Annotated in this window: 18 protein-coding genes and 1 tRNA gene; 8 read left to right on the top strand and 11 right to left on the bottom strand. The window is 39.6% G+C overall.

The window, feature by feature from the left end; all coding sequences use genetic code 11:
- Window positions 1–5 precede the first annotated feature (5 nt).
- The 11 genes from LGZ98_RS00620 to LGZ98_RS00670 all read right to left on the bottom strand — a co-directional run bounded on the left by LGZ98_RS00620 (window position 6) and on the right by LGZ98_RS00670 (window position 8196).
- Window positions 6–311, bottom strand: a complete 306-nt coding sequence (locus LGZ98_RS00620; RefSeq protein ID WP_112877510.1) for a phage baseplate plug family protein — start codon at window positions 309–311, stop codon at window positions 6–8.
- Window positions 296–901, bottom strand: coding sequence for a phage baseplate protein (locus LGZ98_RS00625; protein ID WP_165577961.1), 606 nt, complete (start codon window positions 899–901; stop codon window positions 296–298). Before LGZ98_RS00625 ends, LGZ98_RS00620 begins: the two co-directional genes overlap by 16 nt.
- A gap of 2 nt (window positions 902–903) precedes the next feature.
- On the bottom strand, window positions 904–2673 hold the full coding sequence (locus LGZ98_RS00630) for a hypothetical protein (RefSeq protein ID WP_262977563.1): 1770 nt from the start codon (window positions 2671–2673) through the stop codon (window positions 904–906).
- On the bottom strand, window positions 2663–2788 hold the full coding sequence (locus tag LGZ98_RS00635; protein WP_255417038.1) for a DUF6889 family protein: 126 nt from the start codon (window positions 2786–2788) through the stop codon (window positions 2663–2665). Before LGZ98_RS00635 ends, LGZ98_RS00630 begins: the two co-directional genes overlap by 11 nt.
- Window positions 2789–2865: 77 nt before the next feature.
- Window positions 2866–3276, bottom strand: coding sequence for a phage tail assembly chaperone (locus LGZ98_RS00640; RefSeq protein ID WP_165577963.1), 411 nt, complete (start codon window positions 3274–3276; stop codon window positions 2866–2868).
- Window positions 3277–3389: 113 nt separating this feature from the next.
- Window positions 3390–3830, bottom strand: coding sequence for a DUF3277 family protein (locus tag LGZ98_RS00645; RefSeq protein WP_011147252.1), 441 nt, complete (start codon window positions 3828–3830; stop codon window positions 3390–3392).
- Window positions 3831–3839: 9 nt separating this feature from the next.
- The gene (locus LGZ98_RS00650) at window positions 3840–5309 is read right to left on the bottom strand and encodes a DUF3383 domain-containing protein (RefSeq protein WP_011147253.1); all 1470 of its coding nucleotides are present in this window, start codon (window positions 5307–5309) and stop codon (window positions 3840–3842) included.
- 3 nt (window positions 5310–5312) lie between these two features.
- The gene (locus LGZ98_RS00655) at window positions 5313–5861 is read right to left on the bottom strand and encodes a phage neck terminator protein (protein WP_422615641.1); all 549 of its coding nucleotides are present in this window, start codon (window positions 5859–5861) and stop codon (window positions 5313–5315) included.
- A gap of 248 nt (window positions 5862–6109) precedes the next feature.
- A complete protein-coding gene (locus LGZ98_RS00660; protein WP_158536565.1) occupies window positions 6110–6265 on the bottom strand; it encodes a hypothetical protein in 156 nt (51 codons plus the stop codon).
- Window positions 6266–6415: 150 nt separating this feature from the next.
- On the bottom strand, window positions 6416–6835 hold the full coding sequence (locus tag LGZ98_RS00665) for an antiterminator Q family protein (RefSeq protein ID WP_113042570.1): 420 nt from the start codon (window positions 6833–6835) through the stop codon (window positions 6416–6418).
- A gap of 1285 nt (window positions 6836–8120) precedes the next feature.
- Window positions 8121–8196, bottom strand: a tRNA-Thr gene (locus LGZ98_RS00670).
- A 670-nt stretch (window positions 8197–8866) separates the two neighbouring features.
- On the opposite strand from LGZ98_RS00670, the gene LGZ98_RS00675 reads away from it, so the two are divergent.
- The 8 genes from LGZ98_RS00675 to LGZ98_RS00710 all read left to right on the top strand — a co-directional run bounded on the left by LGZ98_RS00675 (window position 8867) and on the right by LGZ98_RS00710 (window position 15083).
- Window positions 8867–9232 carry a Dabb family protein gene (locus tag LGZ98_RS00675; RefSeq protein ID WP_112877528.1) on the top strand — a complete coding sequence of 122 codons (366 nt, stop codon included), beginning with the start codon at window positions 8867–8869 and terminating at the stop codon, window positions 9230–9232.
- On the top strand, window positions 9222–9644 hold the full coding sequence (locus LGZ98_RS00680; RefSeq protein WP_113042568.1) for a DUF2000 domain-containing protein: 423 nt from the start codon (window positions 9222–9224) through the stop codon (window positions 9642–9644). Before LGZ98_RS00675 ends, LGZ98_RS00680 begins: the two co-directional genes overlap by 11 nt.
- 13 nt (window positions 9645–9657) lie before the next feature.
- Window positions 9658–11061, top strand: a complete 1404-nt coding sequence (locus tag LGZ98_RS00685) for a phenylacetate--CoA ligase family protein (RefSeq protein WP_113042567.1) — start codon at window positions 9658–9660, stop codon at window positions 11059–11061.
- The gene (locus LGZ98_RS00690; RefSeq protein ID WP_113042565.1) at window positions 11058–12005 is read left to right on the top strand and encodes a branched-chain amino acid transaminase; all 948 of its coding nucleotides are present in this window, start codon (window positions 11058–11060) and stop codon (window positions 12003–12005) included. The genes LGZ98_RS00685 and LGZ98_RS00690 overlap by 4 nt, the downstream gene beginning before the upstream one ends.
- Window positions 12006–12026: 21 nt before the next feature.
- Window positions 12027–12605, top strand: a complete 579-nt coding sequence (locus tag LGZ98_RS00695) for a prephenate decarboxylase (protein WP_113042563.1) — start codon at window positions 12027–12029, stop codon at window positions 12603–12605.
- Between the two features lie 101 nt (window positions 12606–12706).
- Window positions 12707–13339 carry a carboxymuconolactone decarboxylase family protein gene (locus tag LGZ98_RS00700; RefSeq protein WP_229015611.1) on the top strand — a complete coding sequence of 211 codons (633 nt, stop codon included), beginning with the start codon at window positions 12707–12709 and terminating at the stop codon, window positions 13337–13339.
- 21 nt (window positions 13340–13360) lie between these two features.
- Window positions 13361–14308: an ornithine cyclodeaminase family protein gene (locus tag LGZ98_RS00705; protein ID WP_191214761.1), complete on the top strand. Its 948-nt coding sequence runs from the start codon at window positions 13361–13363 to the stop codon at window positions 14306–14308.
- 148 nt (window positions 14309–14456) lie between these two features.
- On the top strand, window positions 14457–15083 hold the full coding sequence (locus tag LGZ98_RS00710; protein WP_113042559.1) for a LysE family translocator: 627 nt from the start codon (window positions 14457–14459) through the stop codon (window positions 15081–15083).
- The last annotated feature ends 7 nt before the right edge of the window (window positions 15084–15090 follow it).

Below are 15090 nucleotides of genomic sequence, written 5' to 3' on the forward strand. Positions count from 1 at the left end.
TCAAGTTAACTTATTACAAAGTATAACCTGTCCTCTTTACCAAGATTATTCCTGAAAGGTTTCTCCTGATTTATATCACCATAAAAAATTAATGAGCCGTTAAAACCAAGATGGCGATATTGTTCCAGTAAGTCAACCCCAAAAACCAACGGCAAACCTGTAACGATAAATTCACTGTCCGGCGTCATAATATCCAAAATCCAACCCGCGATATCACGCCACATTAATCTCATTTTATAGTTAATGCCATTTAGCTGAATGTCGAATTGCTGATTTTGCGGTGATAAAGGAATTTCTACAACCCTAGCCATTTTTTACCTCGCTCTATAATAAAATCAAGAATAATTTTTGGCATTGATGGCTTCACCGTGACTTTAGCTCCCATATTAATGACAGGTGCTGTATCTTCAGGATTTTTCATATTTTCCGCCGGCGCGGCCTTATTCGGTGATGTTTCAACAATAACAATTTCACGCAGGTTTAAAGCCACCGATAAAACATTTTCACTGGTTCTATCTGTTGTGACACTGATATCTTTAATCAACATATTTTTATATAAGCGCTTTCCCGTTACGACATCAAACGGTTTATGTGATGCCCTCAGGTCAAGTAACTGTTGATATATATCACGCGGACTGGTTCCAAGGCTCAGCCCGGTAGAAATATCAAATACTTTTGTCGTATCAATAATATCAAGCAGCGAACCTCCACCGGCAAAACCTAAATCCATTCTTACTTCCGATGGGCTGTCATAAGCATGATCACTGAATGTCACCCCCTGCTGGACCGGATGATCGGTGATATTCGATACATCGGTATGGGTTTCTGAAATAACGACACTCGGTACAATAACACCTATTTTTCTCTTTTGCTGAGAAAACATGACTGATAATATATCCATTGTTATTTCACCTGTGTTTGCATATTTCTAAGCAGCATACTGTGAGTACGTTCTACCGTTTCTCCAGTCAGTCTTGCTGCTTCTCTGGGGGATTCAACACCGTTGACTTCAATATGATAATTGACCTCTCCTATTCCCGGTATATTATTGCCGGCAGATATTGGCGCACGATGTAATAAAAAGGGAGTCAATCCCTGATGATTCATCATACCGTTGATATTGGTTACCGCGCCGTTGATCATTCGGTGATCAATGGAAATATTCTGCAAAGAGTGAGCTACATGATTTAAATGTCCAGCCTGCTTTGGCGCTTTATTCGCTGGCTGTAGCTCTGCCATAATCGCCTTCCTGATAAATTCTGGTGAATAGGGATTACCACCACTTTCCTCTATCATCATGCTATCAATCAGCCGTTGCATCACATCAGGATCAGTGAGATCAAGGAACGTATCCTTAGAAACTCCCATCATTTTAGACACGTTGGCAATGTACTGTTTGGTTTTATTATGATCTTTCTTTGGTGCCCATGTCGGGACAATACTTGCAATAGTCTGTAGCTTTTTTCCTGTGGTTTTACCACGAAAATAACGCGTCAACTGATGAGCAGTAGCTCTTAATCCACTATAAGCATCTGGATACTGAGCAAATCTGGGCTTTGGGTTATCTTCAAGCACCGCCCCGGTCTGATGTACAAAGTTCATATTTAATGGATTGTTATTCCGTACTCCTCGCGAAGATTTTAATTTTTTTAGCTTTGCTGCTGTAAGCTCACTATTAAAAATATTCGTTGGTTGATTAACTGGAGTATTTAATTCCTTAGGCGCATCGTGATGTTCAACAATACCAGCCTTAAGATGATCTTTATTTAATCGCTTAGTCTTGCGCTTCTTTTTCGTTTTATTTGATCGTTCTGATACTTTACTGGAAATATCAGCAACTTTTTGGCTATATTCTTTGTGGATTATCGTTTTCTTACCATCAATTTGTTCTTGGTATTTTTCATATTTATCTTTACTGAAAAATGGAGTCAAGTCAGAAGCAAGATAAATCCCATGTGTTGACATCCAATTATCGAGTTGATCATATGTTATAAGTGGTTTTTTATTTTTATCATACTCTCTTTTCCGCCGTGACAACGTTTCAGCCACTGTTTCGTGATTTTTCTTTGCTTCTTCCTGTAATGCATTTAACCGACTATTAAAATCAAATAATACACCCAGAACAATTTTTCTTCCTGTAAATTTCCATAATTCATTCAATGTCGCCAATAAACCTTTCGCAGAAATTTCTCCTTTATCTAACCATTTAACTAATTCCTCAATGGCATTAAATATGTCATCACTATCAAGTATGCTGGTATTTTGATTAGCACAATCCGTTGTTGCTTTTAATAACTGCTCATTCATTGATGCGACCAAGGAGGCAGTATTAAAATGGCGACCATTTGTATCATGGGATTGAGCATTAATGCTCGGCAGAAATCTCTCTACACCTCCCACAGCTCGACGGACGCTTTCCTCATTGATAGATTTAATTTTTTCAACCACTGCGTCTGTTTCTTGCAACTTCCCGTATAACTTATCCAATCCGTCAGCTATTTGGGTGATAAAACTGGCCACAACTGATGTTGCGTTTTCAATTTCCGCCCTCATTTTGAGAATGCCAGACGTGACTTCGGTGATAACAGCCATAAATTTACGCTGTTCCACTTCATCAACATCAAACCTCAGCGATATCAGGAAATCTTTAGTTGTTTCAACGTCATTGCTCATTTCGCCACCTCTCTATCATGGCCTCATTTTCCGATTTAACATCAAGGGCATCATTCATCAATGCAATATCAGCCAGATCAAGAACGCTGTTTTTCAATGATTCATAACGGCACATGCCCGCAATGACCGGGCGTAACAGATAATCACGCCCTTTCGGGAGGGTTTCAAAATTTAAATTGGCTTGTCCTGAGATTACACTGCACTCTCTAATGGGGCGGGAAAAAAATTTCCCAATGCGTCTCGAATAATAAATCCGACAATTTTCAACAGTTCGAAGCCGTTGATGTCATCGAACATCAATACCTGTCCATCAGGTTCATAAATCCGGTTCCAGATACCATTCTGTTCACGAGAAACCACTGATAAGCAAATATCATTAATTTCATGTCGGTTGGATTTTCCTAATGCATTGATGGATTCCACCAAATAAGGGAGCACTTCTTCAAAGCCCGTCACTCCATCATCACTTTTAGCTGTCACAATCTTTTTCATCAGCGGTCCAAGTGCCGGAATAGCCGGAGCCAAAGCCACCGCTAAATCTTGTTGCTGAAAAGCGTTCAATTTACCACTGCGATATTTTTTGCCATCAATTTCAAATTCCATGATCACTTATCCTCAAGCTCGCTCAAACTACCGCAGCATAAGTCCGACGTAAAAATAGAGGCAAATGCTGCGGCAAATTTAAAGGTGATTTAAATGGTTGTGAAGTAAGCTGGTTAGAATGTGCCTAACATGATGTCGATTTTTCCGCAATCAAATACCCAAGAAACGGTACCGCCTGCTTTGTTATTCTGCAAATCCGGTTGTTTCTGAAAGGCGACAGAGCGAGCAACAGCAATGTCATTACTTTGTTTATTGCGAATAACAATCACGTTATTACCCCATGCCGCCGATGAAAGCGATTGTGTGCTGAGCATCGCGTTCAATTTAGCGTTTACCGGGCTCGTCTTAAGTAAATTAACGGTGATAGTTCCAGACTTGGTTGCATGCAATGAATGCATGACTTCTCCGTCTGCACCGGTGGTCATGGTGTTTTTACTCTCCGACATGGTGACGGTAATTCCCTCATCAGAGAGCGCGGCACCGTTACCAAGATCAAAAGAGCCGCCAACTCCGGTAATAGAAGCGGAAACATCAAGAAAAGAATATGTAGCCATTTTCAACCCTTATCTGTTTACATTAATGATGACATCAGCGTAGTGGACAGCACCGGCTAATTTGATTGCACACTGAATAACCGGTGCTTTTCGTGCTTCTCTATCAGCCTGTGCCTGTGTCGCAATTGGCGGTGCGTAAACGTAGTAACCTTTGGTTAATGTTGCGCCCGTATCCAACGCACCAATCGGATCGCCACCCCATACACCATGAGCGATTAATCCATTTGTCGCCGCTTGCGCCAGTGACTGTTCAACATTGGTGATTAATCGTGTGACACCTTCATCAGTCTGTGGGATCTTGCTGGTACTGGTGTAAAGCAGGTTATAAAGATTGTTCTGAACGTAGTTCTGCAACCAATCCAGACCGTGGCGCTCATCAATGAAATCCCCATTCACCATGACACCTTCCTGAATAATGGCCGTATCATTGCTGTATTTAACAAAAACGTTGCCATTCATCCTTTTCAACACATTGGCTTGCGTTGCGGTGAGGTTTTCTGCGGTTACCGCGGGCTCTTGTTTAAATTTCAAGGTGATAGTGGTGTTATTGCCGTTGAAATTGACGGTAAACATACGGCCCAACAGCGAAGCAACCGTGTAGGATTTACCGGTTGAATATTGCCAAAGTGTGCGTTGATAGTTTCTCTCTTTTAATTTTGAGCCGATATCAGTTTTAACATCAGCATCCAAGACATCCGCTTTTTGCGCTGTATGTCCATAGATGCGGGGAACAGATGCGGATTCAATGTAATCAGCAACAGAGAGAATATCTTTATCCGTCAGAGAGTCATCAGCGATAACCAACCCATACCAGCCACTGGATACCGATCCCAGTGCCGCCACCGCCTCAGCAATGGTTTCTGCTTTGGTAGATTCGATAGCGGTAGCTCCCGATATTTCGTCCAGCTTTAATAAATCACCAATATAAGTTCCCGTCGTTGCCGGTGAAACATAGCCAACCGCATCGACAGAATTCGGCATAATAGCGAAACGCGAAGAAGAACTATCATATGCGACTGAACAATCTTTTAACTTATCTGCTATCCGTTGGGCCACACCATTAAGATTGGCCTCTTTACTCAAATCGACGCCGCTGTATACCGTTTCTTTACCGTTAATCGTCAATTTAAAAGAGCCATCGGTGACAGCAATAAATTTGCTCATCATTTGCTGCTGTTTAGTCAATACCGCCCCTTGTAAAGAGGAGACCACATTGTCCTTAGCCCACCGACCAATATATAAATCAACCGGACGGGGTGACTGGGAATAATAAAGCGCCGCGGCCTGATACTCTGGTGAACTCAGCCCAAAATCAGCACCGACACCATCGATATCCGAATACCGGCGTAAACGTTCATGAGGGTTGATCACGTTACTTGCACCGATGATCAGTAACGCCCCAAAGTTCCGGGATTGAGCCGCATGAGGAGCCATATTCAACGTGACATTGATAATGTTTGAAACAGGTAAACCCTGCATAATTTAATCTCCTAAGAATTTGACAGGCGCTTCCACCAGTGATTTAACACCGTATTCACGCACCACTTTTCGCCGCAAGGTGATCGTCATGTCATAACGACGCACCCTCTGGTTATTGATAAGTTCCGGTAACGAAGTCAGCCAGCTGAGTTTGTCGACTGAAAGACCGAAACGTTCTAATTCGTCATTGTTCTGACTGACCGCCACGCCATCACGAAAACGGGCACCGTACCGCTGGCTGTTCGGGCCATAAAAGGAAATCAAGCACACAATTTCCTCATGACGCCATAATTTGGTTCCTTCATCAGTCTGGTTCTCAAAAGCAGGCGAGGCATCCGAAATAAAATCCGTAATGTCAAAATCACACCTGTCATCATCTACCGGTAACTGGGGCAGGTGTGCTGATGTCCATCGAGAACGCACGTTATCGTCAGGCAAACCAGAAACACCTCCTAGCCAACGACTTAATATATTTTCCAGCTCATCATCGTACTCAGGCCCAGGCGTGGTAGGTGTTAACCAACCCGCTTTATCACTACCGTTGCTCATCAAAAATACCTCCATCAAACAGCAATAACTCACCCTGTGCCATGGGTAAACCAAGCCCTGCATTGAGGACTAGTTCTTAGTTTTCAACACCGAGTTATGATTGATTTAATAGGGATACCGACCGCGAAAAAGGTAAAAAATATGTGTAAGCGATTCGCGACGGCAAATACGAAAAAGGCCGCAACACAGTGCGGCCTTCGACAATAATGATTTAAATTTTCACTTATTTATCAGAGTACAATAGAAGATACTTAAAGTTCACTCGTACTATACCCGTCATCTTTCAAGTTGCCTCTTTGTTGGCTGCACTCACTCACCCCGGTCACATAGTTTGCTATGCTCCCGGGGATTCGCTCCCTTGCCGCCGCGATGCATCTTGAAATCCATAGGGTATAAATAGAGTTCATTGGATAACAGGAATTTTTTAAATTGAATTTGATGGCTTAAATCCTAATTTCCCCCATTACCTGCAATATCGGAATGAAAAAAGCCCCGATATTTCTATAGTTTATTTCTATAGCTCATTTCTATCGGGGCTTATTCGCAACTTTAACTGATTAGTACACTACCATAGCTTTTTGCGTACGCGCAAGCTTTTTGTGTTTTTGTATTTCATCATCCATTTCTAACTTAATATCAAGCATAGCCAAACATCCCTGGACAAAACTTTCTCCCTTTTGCAACCGGGAACGTACTTCAATATCAGGTACTTTAATTAAACGCGCGATGGACCGTTTGGAAAGCCTTAAAGCGTAGTACATAAATAAAACTTCAATTTCTTCAGATTTACCTACCGTCTGCAACTTTGCGATACAAGCATCAATGATCAAGCCATCGTTATCACAGCAGGAAGGACGTAATGAACGAGTTGACGCAATCAGACCTTTAAATCCAGCAGCGATCGGTGGCCAATTAATACCAGTGGCATCATCAACCCAACCGCCCCAACACTCTAAAACTTGTTGAATATTGCGCATATATTTTGACCTTAACTTTTAGTAACAAATAGTAGTAAAAATTATTTTCATGATGGTCTCATGCATCCATGCATTCGGCATTATAACAAATTTCTCATTCTCTATTTTTGTGTTTCTCTGTTACGTAACTACATCATTTAAATACACCTGTTTACTTAGTCTATTAAATACAAATAGTAAATAACCCCTATTCTTGACCAAGCTTAGTTTCAGAGGAAAACACATAAATATCGTTATTAATACGGATGATCATAAAGTGCTTCTCTTCCTCATCTACGTATTTATTATACAAATTTATAATCTTCATTTAATCCTCTAATGTACCTTCCTTTAAAACGCTTAGCATCTAAAGCAACTCGCATGTTCTTTATTATTTATCAAAAGTTTTCAAGCAACATAACACCCCCTTTTTATTATGAGATAAAAAATTCATTAAATAAAAAATAGCACAAATTTTTTATCTCATGGATATTTGAGTGTAAAAAATATTTTTGATCGACGTTGAAATCCGTCATAAAATGCCGATTAAGAATGGTATCCACACTTATGCCGAAGACACAGAAATCGGCCTGTTTACAGGGTGATGGACAACGAAACTGGTACAAATGTGAGATCGCAACAACCCTATTCGAAATATCGCCAGCAGGTCAGGCAAAAAATTTAAGATATCCACAGAATTAATGTTGCTAACGATAAATTACCGATTATCAGGTAAATATCTACGTGAAAAGTTTTAACACTGTCAGATATATCCGCTTCTAACCAATGTGATTTTTAAACCTATGCTATTTCCTACTCACCCTATCCCATTTTATTTTCAGCTCTCGCCAGACGAATAGATGGATACACATCTATAGCAAATATTTTTTCATGTCTGGAAAACAGATATCCCAAATGCTAATATTTTTCTCTGTTAGTTTTTACTAGTGAAAATAAATCCGTATTATCTAAAAATTTGCCATCCTATATTTCTAGTTACATGGTTTTATTTCGACCAGCCTGACAGTAAATTTAACCATGCCATGAATTCAAAAACTCGTTTTTGCGGGAAATTGTACTGGAAAATAGCAGAATTAACTGGATATATATACCCTATGGATTTCAAGATGCATCGCGACGGCAAGGGAGTGAATCCCCGGGAGCATAGATAACGATGTGACCGGGGTGAGCGAGCGCAGCCAACAAAGAGGCAACTTGAAAGATGACGGGTATAAACAGCAGCATCTACTATCAAGCAAGAAAAAAGCCGTCATCTTCTGAAAAGATAACGGCTTCCTATTTGATTTGGTGCCGGCTACCGGAGTCGAACTGGTGACCTACTGATTACAAGTCAGTTGCTCTACCAACTGAGCTAAGCCGGCGTGTTTCAGGGCTAGCCCCCGAAAGCGAGCGCAGTATATTACAACCCATTGCAAACAATCAAGCATAAATGATAGATGATTTAAAAATATCACCAAAACACTCATCATGAGTGACATGCTCAACGACATACCATGGCTTGAATGATACAGCCAATGAGCGAGTTATTTTCAACATCAAAAAACTGGCTATTTACTGACAAATCAGAAATGACAACGAAATGTTTTATTATCTCTGTTACCTATTAGAAAATAGCCATTGATCGTAAAATAGCCTGATCGCCTGGTGGCAGTGGAAGATAAAGTATCCAAAATAACCTATCTCCAAACAATATAAGGATCGGTTAACATGTTAAAAAACAAATACTCAAAATACGATAGAACACAAGACGACAAAACATATTTTCAAGGCGTAAGCGCAATCAAATTGAGCTTGTTTTTTATAAGCCAAAGGCAAGCCATAACAGCTTTCTTATCATTGTCAGAACCACAATATTCCCACTCTTTTTTAAATTATTACCATAGGGAAATAGTTGACTGCTATAAATGCAATGTGCTATTTAAATTAGACGCAAATCAAAAAAACTAAATCAGGCATGCGCTAATATTAGGTATAAATCAGATCGTTTCTACATGTTATTATAACTTAAAATCATTAATTATGAGGTAAATTATGTTGGGCAAAAATAACTTAATTGCACATCAAGTCTTATTTACCTTCAAGGATGGAATAAGCTGGGATAGTGAAAAGGCTATATTAGCAGAGAAGGTGACGTTAAATCATATAAATGAGATAAGTGAAATAAAAGGATGGTTTTGTGGTCGAAGTACGGTAGACAGAAAGCAATCAGTTGACTTTAGTTTAATTGGTTACTTTGAAAGTTACGAAGACTTGGACATATACATGCATCATCCCGATCATATAAAAGGCGTGGTGCTATGGAAAGAAATAAGTACATGGACAGTCTCGGATATTATTATCGATATAAATAAGTTGATAAATTTCACTCAGTTAATAGGAAAGTCGTATGGAATTTGACGAAAACCTACATAAAAGTGTCGTCGTTATCGCTGATAGTCTGCCACTTGGGTTAGCCATGAATGCACTGAGCGTCATTAGTGTTTCAATTGGTAGAAATATCAACGGGATTGTAGGACACGATGTCTTTAGTCAAGATAGCATTTGTTATCCCGGTGTCATTAAAACGCCTTTGCCTGTTTTGAAAGCAAGTCATGATGTACTGACCGCTATTCATAATGAATTAAAATCTAACGATAATTTTAAATTGAGTCCTTTCTCCTGTTTAGCGCAATCATGCAGAACATATGAGGAATACGAAGGAAAATTATCTGCTGAACATTCGGATGAATTGAAGTTATCTGGCATTGGCATAGTTGGACCAAAGAAAGATATCAATAAAATCACTGGTAACTTACCACTTTATAAATAACCAGGTAATATATATGTATTCCATTTTTAGAAATGAACTTCATGAATTAGGTATGAAATACCTTACCGAGTTAAAAAAATATCTGTCTGGCGAGATAAATATCTCTGCATTGGAAAAAATACAATACGAAAAATTAAAAGAAATCATAAATTATACGAAAAATGGGTCAGCTTTCTATCAAGATCGTCTAGACGCAATAAACCCAAATGATGATGAAAATTTATCCTCATTGATTGAAAAACTTCCCTTTACTACAAAATCAGATCTAAGTAAGGCGGGAAACACGATATCTTCAGATAACCTAAGTAACGCTTGGATATATTATGAAACCACAGGGACGACTGGGCCATCAACACCTTGTCCTCGCAATGAAATAGACTCTTTAGTCAATAACAGTTTTCTGACTCTGCAATATGAGTCTATTTTCAATCAAGAAGGCAAACAACACATTATTGGCGTGATGGGTCCAACGGAATTGCACTCCACTGGAGATACATTTGAAGATGTATTTCGCAGTTTAGGGCATACCGTTATCAAAATGTGGCCTCGTTCGCCCGTTGTTGGTATGCACAGAGTACTCAGGCTGATACAAGACCTCAAAATAACTGCTTTAGTTTGCACACCTGCGGTCGCCGCTGAGTTGCTAAAATATTGTCGGAACAATGCATGTGATGCAAAAGAATTAGGTATCGAGATCATTTTGGTGCTTGGCGAACTTATTACCCCCAATAGATTAAGAAACTTATCTCGGAATTGGGGCGCTAAAATTTACAACTGTATGTATGCCTCACAAGAAACGTCAATTCTGGCGGCTTGTGACAATACCAATAAGCTTATTACTATTCCATACAACAATTATTACGAACTCATTTGTCCTTTTACTCAGCAAAAACTCAATGTTGGTGATAATCACGTTGCTGGTGAATTAGTGATTACCCATTTATATAAAGGGAATAAACCTCTGATTCGATACAAAACAGGGGATATGGTTCGGTGTAAAGCAATAGGCTTAAATCAATGGGAAATAGAACCCATCGGCCGAGTAAAAGATGTATTACTATTAAACAATGCCAATGTGTATGCTTTTGATATTGAAAATGCCATCTTTGAAGAACTCGAATATTGTTTTGAATACTTTATTGAAATCAACAACACAGCCGGTACAGATGAGCTCAAGATCACTTTAGAGCCGAGTGACGAATTAAATGATGCATCACTCATTAATAAGATAAAGCAAAAAATGGAATCTAAATTCAATATGAATGTTGACATCCATGTCGGAGATGTCGGTGGACTTATTGGAACCGCAGCAATGGTAAGTTGGAAAGCAGCACGAATCCATGATCTGAGAGATGATACCAACAATATTGAGCGACATTCGGCTTTAGAAATCATGAACAAGAGGGCAACTAAATGATAAACAATATCGTTAGCCCAGTTAATAAAGATTGGATCGTATTTCTAGACGGGGAATATCTCAATTTTAGCAATGCGACCTTTCTTGCCAATACACAAGCGTTAAATTATGGCACCGGTACATTTGAGGGAATCCGGGCTTATTGGGATCAAGACAATAACCAACTTAATCTATTTAGAGTGCATGAGCACTATGAACGGTTAATTCAATCAGCTAAAACATTAAAAATTGAATTGCCCTATACCAGTCAGGAGTTAACCGATATTACTAAAAACATCATCATTAAAAATGGTTTCAAACAAGATATTTATATCAGGCCATTAGCGCTTAAAAAGTCGTTAATGCCGGGTGAGAAATTTGGCGTTAAGCTAAGTGGTGTAAATTCAACCCTCTGTATTAACGCTTTACCTATGGGCGCTTATGCCAAAAAAACAGCGTTTAAATGTCTTATTTCAAAATGGCGACGTGTATCAAATGCGGCAATTCCATCATCTGCCAAAATTACCGGCACTTATGTTAATTCCGCACTTGCTCATGAAGATGCCAAAGAAAACGGATTTGATGATGCTATCATGTTGAATGAACAAGGCATGTGTGCAGAAGCAAGTACATCAAATGTTTTTATTGTAAAAGATAATTGCGTTATTACACCATCGCTTAGCGCTGGCATTCTCAATGGAATAACCAGACAATCTGTTTTCGATATTTGTAAATTCCGCAATATTCCCTGTATCGAGTCAGAAATTCAACAAAAGGATCTCTATGAAGCAGATGGCTGTTTTTTAACAGGCACTGGCCTTGAAATATCAATTGTGTCACAAATAGATAATGTGTCATATATACAAAAAGAAGATTCTATAGCCAATGTTATTGCCAAAGATTATCAAGAAATAATTAGAGGTAGAATAGATAAGTTTTCACATTGGTTAAATCCGGTTTATTAGTGTAATTCCAGGAGAGACATCATGGAATGTGTTTTTTTTAGTTTCAACAAAGATACATTTGATGTTCTAAATATTGCTACCTTAGGCCCATCAGGTACAAGTAGCGAACAATCCGCTATTCGTTTTGGTGAATTTGCCATTAAAAATAAAGTCGCCAAAAGCTACCAGGTTGTTTTATGTAATACTTATGAAGAAGCAAGTAATCAAATTATTTTAAATAACTGTCAGGCATTGGTAGTCGCCAATGCTTATTACAATATCAGTGAGTTTTATATGGATAACAGGTTTAACTTGTCATCCGCATTTTTAAATTACACGCCTAATTATGGTATTGCTATTCGTGATGAATTAACTACAGATAATATCGTCATTGCAACCCATCCGGCACCAAAGGCTTTAATCCCAGAGTTGTTGCCTGATAATCTAAAAATTGCAGATATCATTTTTAAAGACTCAACCAGTTCAGCCGCAAAAGCAGTCGCTAATTCAGAGGTAGATGCCGCACTCACGACAGAAGTGGCAGCAAAATTACACAATTTAAAATTTATTTCTCATATTCGACCAATTCAAATGCTTTGGTCAGTATTTACAGCCGCATAAAAGCTAATGTTGCTTTAAAATAGGCAAATATATATACCCAATGGATTTCAAGATGGATCGCGACGGCAAGGGAGCGAATCCCCAGGAGCATAGATAACGATGTGACCGGGGTGAGTGAGTGCAGCCAACAAAGAGGCAACTTGAAAGATGACGGGTATATACCCAATGGATTTCAATATACAGAGGTCATTATGTCTTTACTTACTCTACACACCATTACTACCACACCTGAAAAAAGTAAAAAATTACTTCAAAGTTCTATTAATGATTTCGGCTGGATACCTAACCAAAGTGGTTATATGTCAGAATCTCCTTCACTATTAGCCGCTTACCAACGAGCACACGACCTATTTATTGATAGTTCACTGAATGAAGAGGAAAAAGCTGTTGTGTGGATTACAACCGGAGTAGAAAATGGTTGTCATTACACGATTCAGGCACACGGCTATATTGCAATTCATAATGGTGTGGACAAAAAAATAGTTAAAGCATTGATTGAAAAAACCGACGATCTCTCCCCACGATTATTGGCACTACGTGAATTTACCATCGAGGTTATTTACTGCCGGGGACAATTGAAAAGAAGTGCTATTGATCTATTCCTAAGCCGTGGTTTCAGCAAAGAGAATATGCTGGATGTTGTGTTAGGGGTTTCTCAAAAGAATATGTCGACAATTCTCAATAGCATTGCCGGAACCGAGATTGATGATAAATTCAAGCTGGACAACCTTTAACTGATCTTGAAAGGCATCAATATGCTTTATGTCGATAAAGAAACCGTTGCGCGTTATTTGACGATGGAACTTAGTCTTAAGCTAAGTGAAATAGCATTTAAATTGCAATCGGAAAGAAAAGTAGAGCAACCTTTGCGCAATATTGTTAAAGGTGAAGACGGCTTAATGGGCACCATGCCGATTTATATTAAGGAGGGGCCATATAAAGGGTTTGGGTTAAAGTCGGTGGTAGTGAGGTTTCAAAGCAATAGCGATAAACCTTCACACATCGGTAGTGTGCTGGTTTACGACGAGCCAGGTGTTTCAGGGATTGCCGCGGTGGATGCCGGCGCTATCACAGAAATCCGCACCGCCGCCGCTTCTGCTTATGCAACCCACCTTCTCGCCGCAAAAGATGCTAGCCGGTTAGCGATACTTGGCACGGGTTTACAAGCAAAAGCACATTTGCAAGCCATGTTATATGTACGCCCGATTAGAGAAGTCACTTTATGGGGTCGTAATGCAGAAAGATGCCGTGAGTTTGTCACATGGTGTGATAAAACACTCAATCTTCCTATTTCGATCAAAGCCTCACCTGCTGAGGCTGTACTCAATAGTGACATCATTTGCACAACTACGGCATCGCGTGACCCTATACTCAGTAGAAAAGAGCTACCGGGTAAATGTCATGTCAATGCCATTGGCGCTTCGGCACTGGGATTCCAAGAACTCAGCGAAGATATGTATAGCAATACAACCCTATTTACTGATTCCAATGAATCGGTACTTGCCGCCTCTCAATCTGTTATTAAGGCAAGGGAGAAAGGTATTCTTAGCGGGTCAGACATTGGGATAGAAATTGGTACCGTTTCTCAATCTCATTCCAATTTGTGCGATCAGGGTGTGACTATCTTTCAATCCGTTGGTTTGGCCGTTCAAGATATGGTATTTTCTCGGGAAGTCATTCGACAACTAATAAAAATGTCTTAATTATTTTGGATGAAAATATGCCAAACTTAAGACGTTCAGTATTAGAAAAATGTCGTTATTGTCTATAAAGAGCCCTATTTGTCACTTGCATACGCAAGTGACATTTTTATGTTCTGTTACTTCAAAGTGTTATTTTGAGAGGAAAGATATGCTAGAAGTGTCCCAAATAGTAACCTATACCGCAGCACTGACTGTTGCTGCGGCGATACCAGGCCCAGGAATAGCAGCATTGGTCGCCAGAAGTGTGAGTAGTGGCGCGTTAGCGGGATTTAGTGTGTTGTTTGGCCTGATTATTGGTGATCTCACTTATTTATCCTTTGCTGTTTTTGGCTTGTCCATTATCGCGAACAGTTTTGACACCTTATTTGTTGTGGTGAGATGGGGTGCCGCATTATATTTGGGTTATCTGGCGTGGCAGTTCTGGTTTGCCGATCATCAACCCATTGGTGAAGACCAACCCATTAAGAAAAAGGAGTTGGCGGCGGCCTGGTTATCTGGTCTCACTCTAACGTTAAGTAACCCTAAAACGATCGCTTTCTATCTCGCACTATTACCTTTGGTGATTAATATGGAATCTATCTCGTTGCAAAACTGGGGATTCATGTTAGTACCACTGACGGTTTTTGTCTTATTCAGCGTAGGAACGGTATTTATTCTCGGCGCTCTCAGTATTCGACATCTGTTATCAAGCCAACGGGCACAACGGATTTTATTTAAAGGTGCGGCTGTCATTATGTTCGTAACCGCTGTAACTATGCTGTTCAAAGCCGATTAAAAAAGTT

This window comes from Photorhabdus kayaii, assembly GCF_025384895.1.
Taxonomy (GTDB): Bacteria; Pseudomonadota; Gammaproteobacteria; order Enterobacterales; family Enterobacteriaceae; genus Photorhabdus; species Photorhabdus kayaii.

Coding starts and splice junctions, on each gene's coding strand:
- LGZ98_RS00690 (WP_113042565.1), top strand. CDS start 11,058: ATGATAAACAATATCGTTAGCCCAGTTAATAAAGATTGGATCGTATTT.
- LGZ98_RS00620 (WP_112877510.1), bottom strand. CDS start 311: ATGGCTAGGGTTGTAGAAATTCCTTTATCACCGCAAAATCAGCAATTC.
- LGZ98_RS00625 (WP_165577961.1), bottom strand. CDS start 901: ATGGATATATTATCAGTCATGTTTTCTCAGCAAAAGAGAAAAATAGGT.
- LGZ98_RS00635 (WP_255417038.1), bottom strand. CDS start 2,788: ATGTGCCGTTATGAATCATTGAAAAACAGCGTTCTTGATCTGGCTGAT.
- LGZ98_RS00705 (WP_191214761.1), top strand. CDS start 13,361: ATGCTTTATGTCGATAAAGAAACCGTTGCGCGTTATTTGACGATGGAA.
- LGZ98_RS00640 (WP_165577963.1), bottom strand. CDS start 3,276: ATGGAATTTGAAATTGATGGCAAAAAATATCGCAGTGGTAAATTGAAC.
- LGZ98_RS00630 (WP_262977563.1), bottom strand. CDS start 2,673: ATGAGCAATGACGTTGAAACAACTAAAGATTTCCTGATATCGCTGAGG.
- LGZ98_RS00665 (WP_113042570.1), bottom strand. CDS start 6,835: ATGCGCAATATTCAACAAGTTTTAGAGTGTTGGGGCGGTTGGGTTGAT.
- LGZ98_RS00685 (WP_113042567.1), top strand. CDS start 9,658: ATGTATTCCATTTTTAGAAATGAACTTCATGAATTAGGTATGAAATAC.
- LGZ98_RS00660 (WP_158536565.1), bottom strand. CDS start 6,265: ATGAACTCTATTTATACCCTATGGATTTCAAGATGCATCGCGGCGGCA.
- LGZ98_RS00695 (WP_113042563.1), top strand. CDS start 12,027: ATGGAATGTGTTTTTTTTAGTTTCAACAAAGATACATTTGATGTTCTA.
- LGZ98_RS00710 (WP_113042559.1), top strand. CDS start 14,457: ATGCTAGAAGTGTCCCAAATAGTAACCTATACCGCAGCACTGACTGTT.
- LGZ98_RS00680 (WP_113042568.1), top strand. CDS start 9,222: ATGGAATTTGACGAAAACCTACATAAAAGTGTCGTCGTTATCGCTGAT.
- LGZ98_RS00645 (WP_011147252.1), bottom strand. CDS start 3,830: ATGGCTACATATTCTTTTCTTGATGTTTCCGCTTCTATTACCGGAGTT.
- LGZ98_RS00675 (WP_112877528.1), top strand. CDS start 8,867: ATGTTGGGCAAAAATAACTTAATTGCACATCAAGTCTTATTTACCTTC.
- LGZ98_RS00650 (WP_011147253.1), bottom strand. CDS start 5,309: ATGCAGGGTTTACCTGTTTCAAACATTATCAATGTCACGTTGAATATG.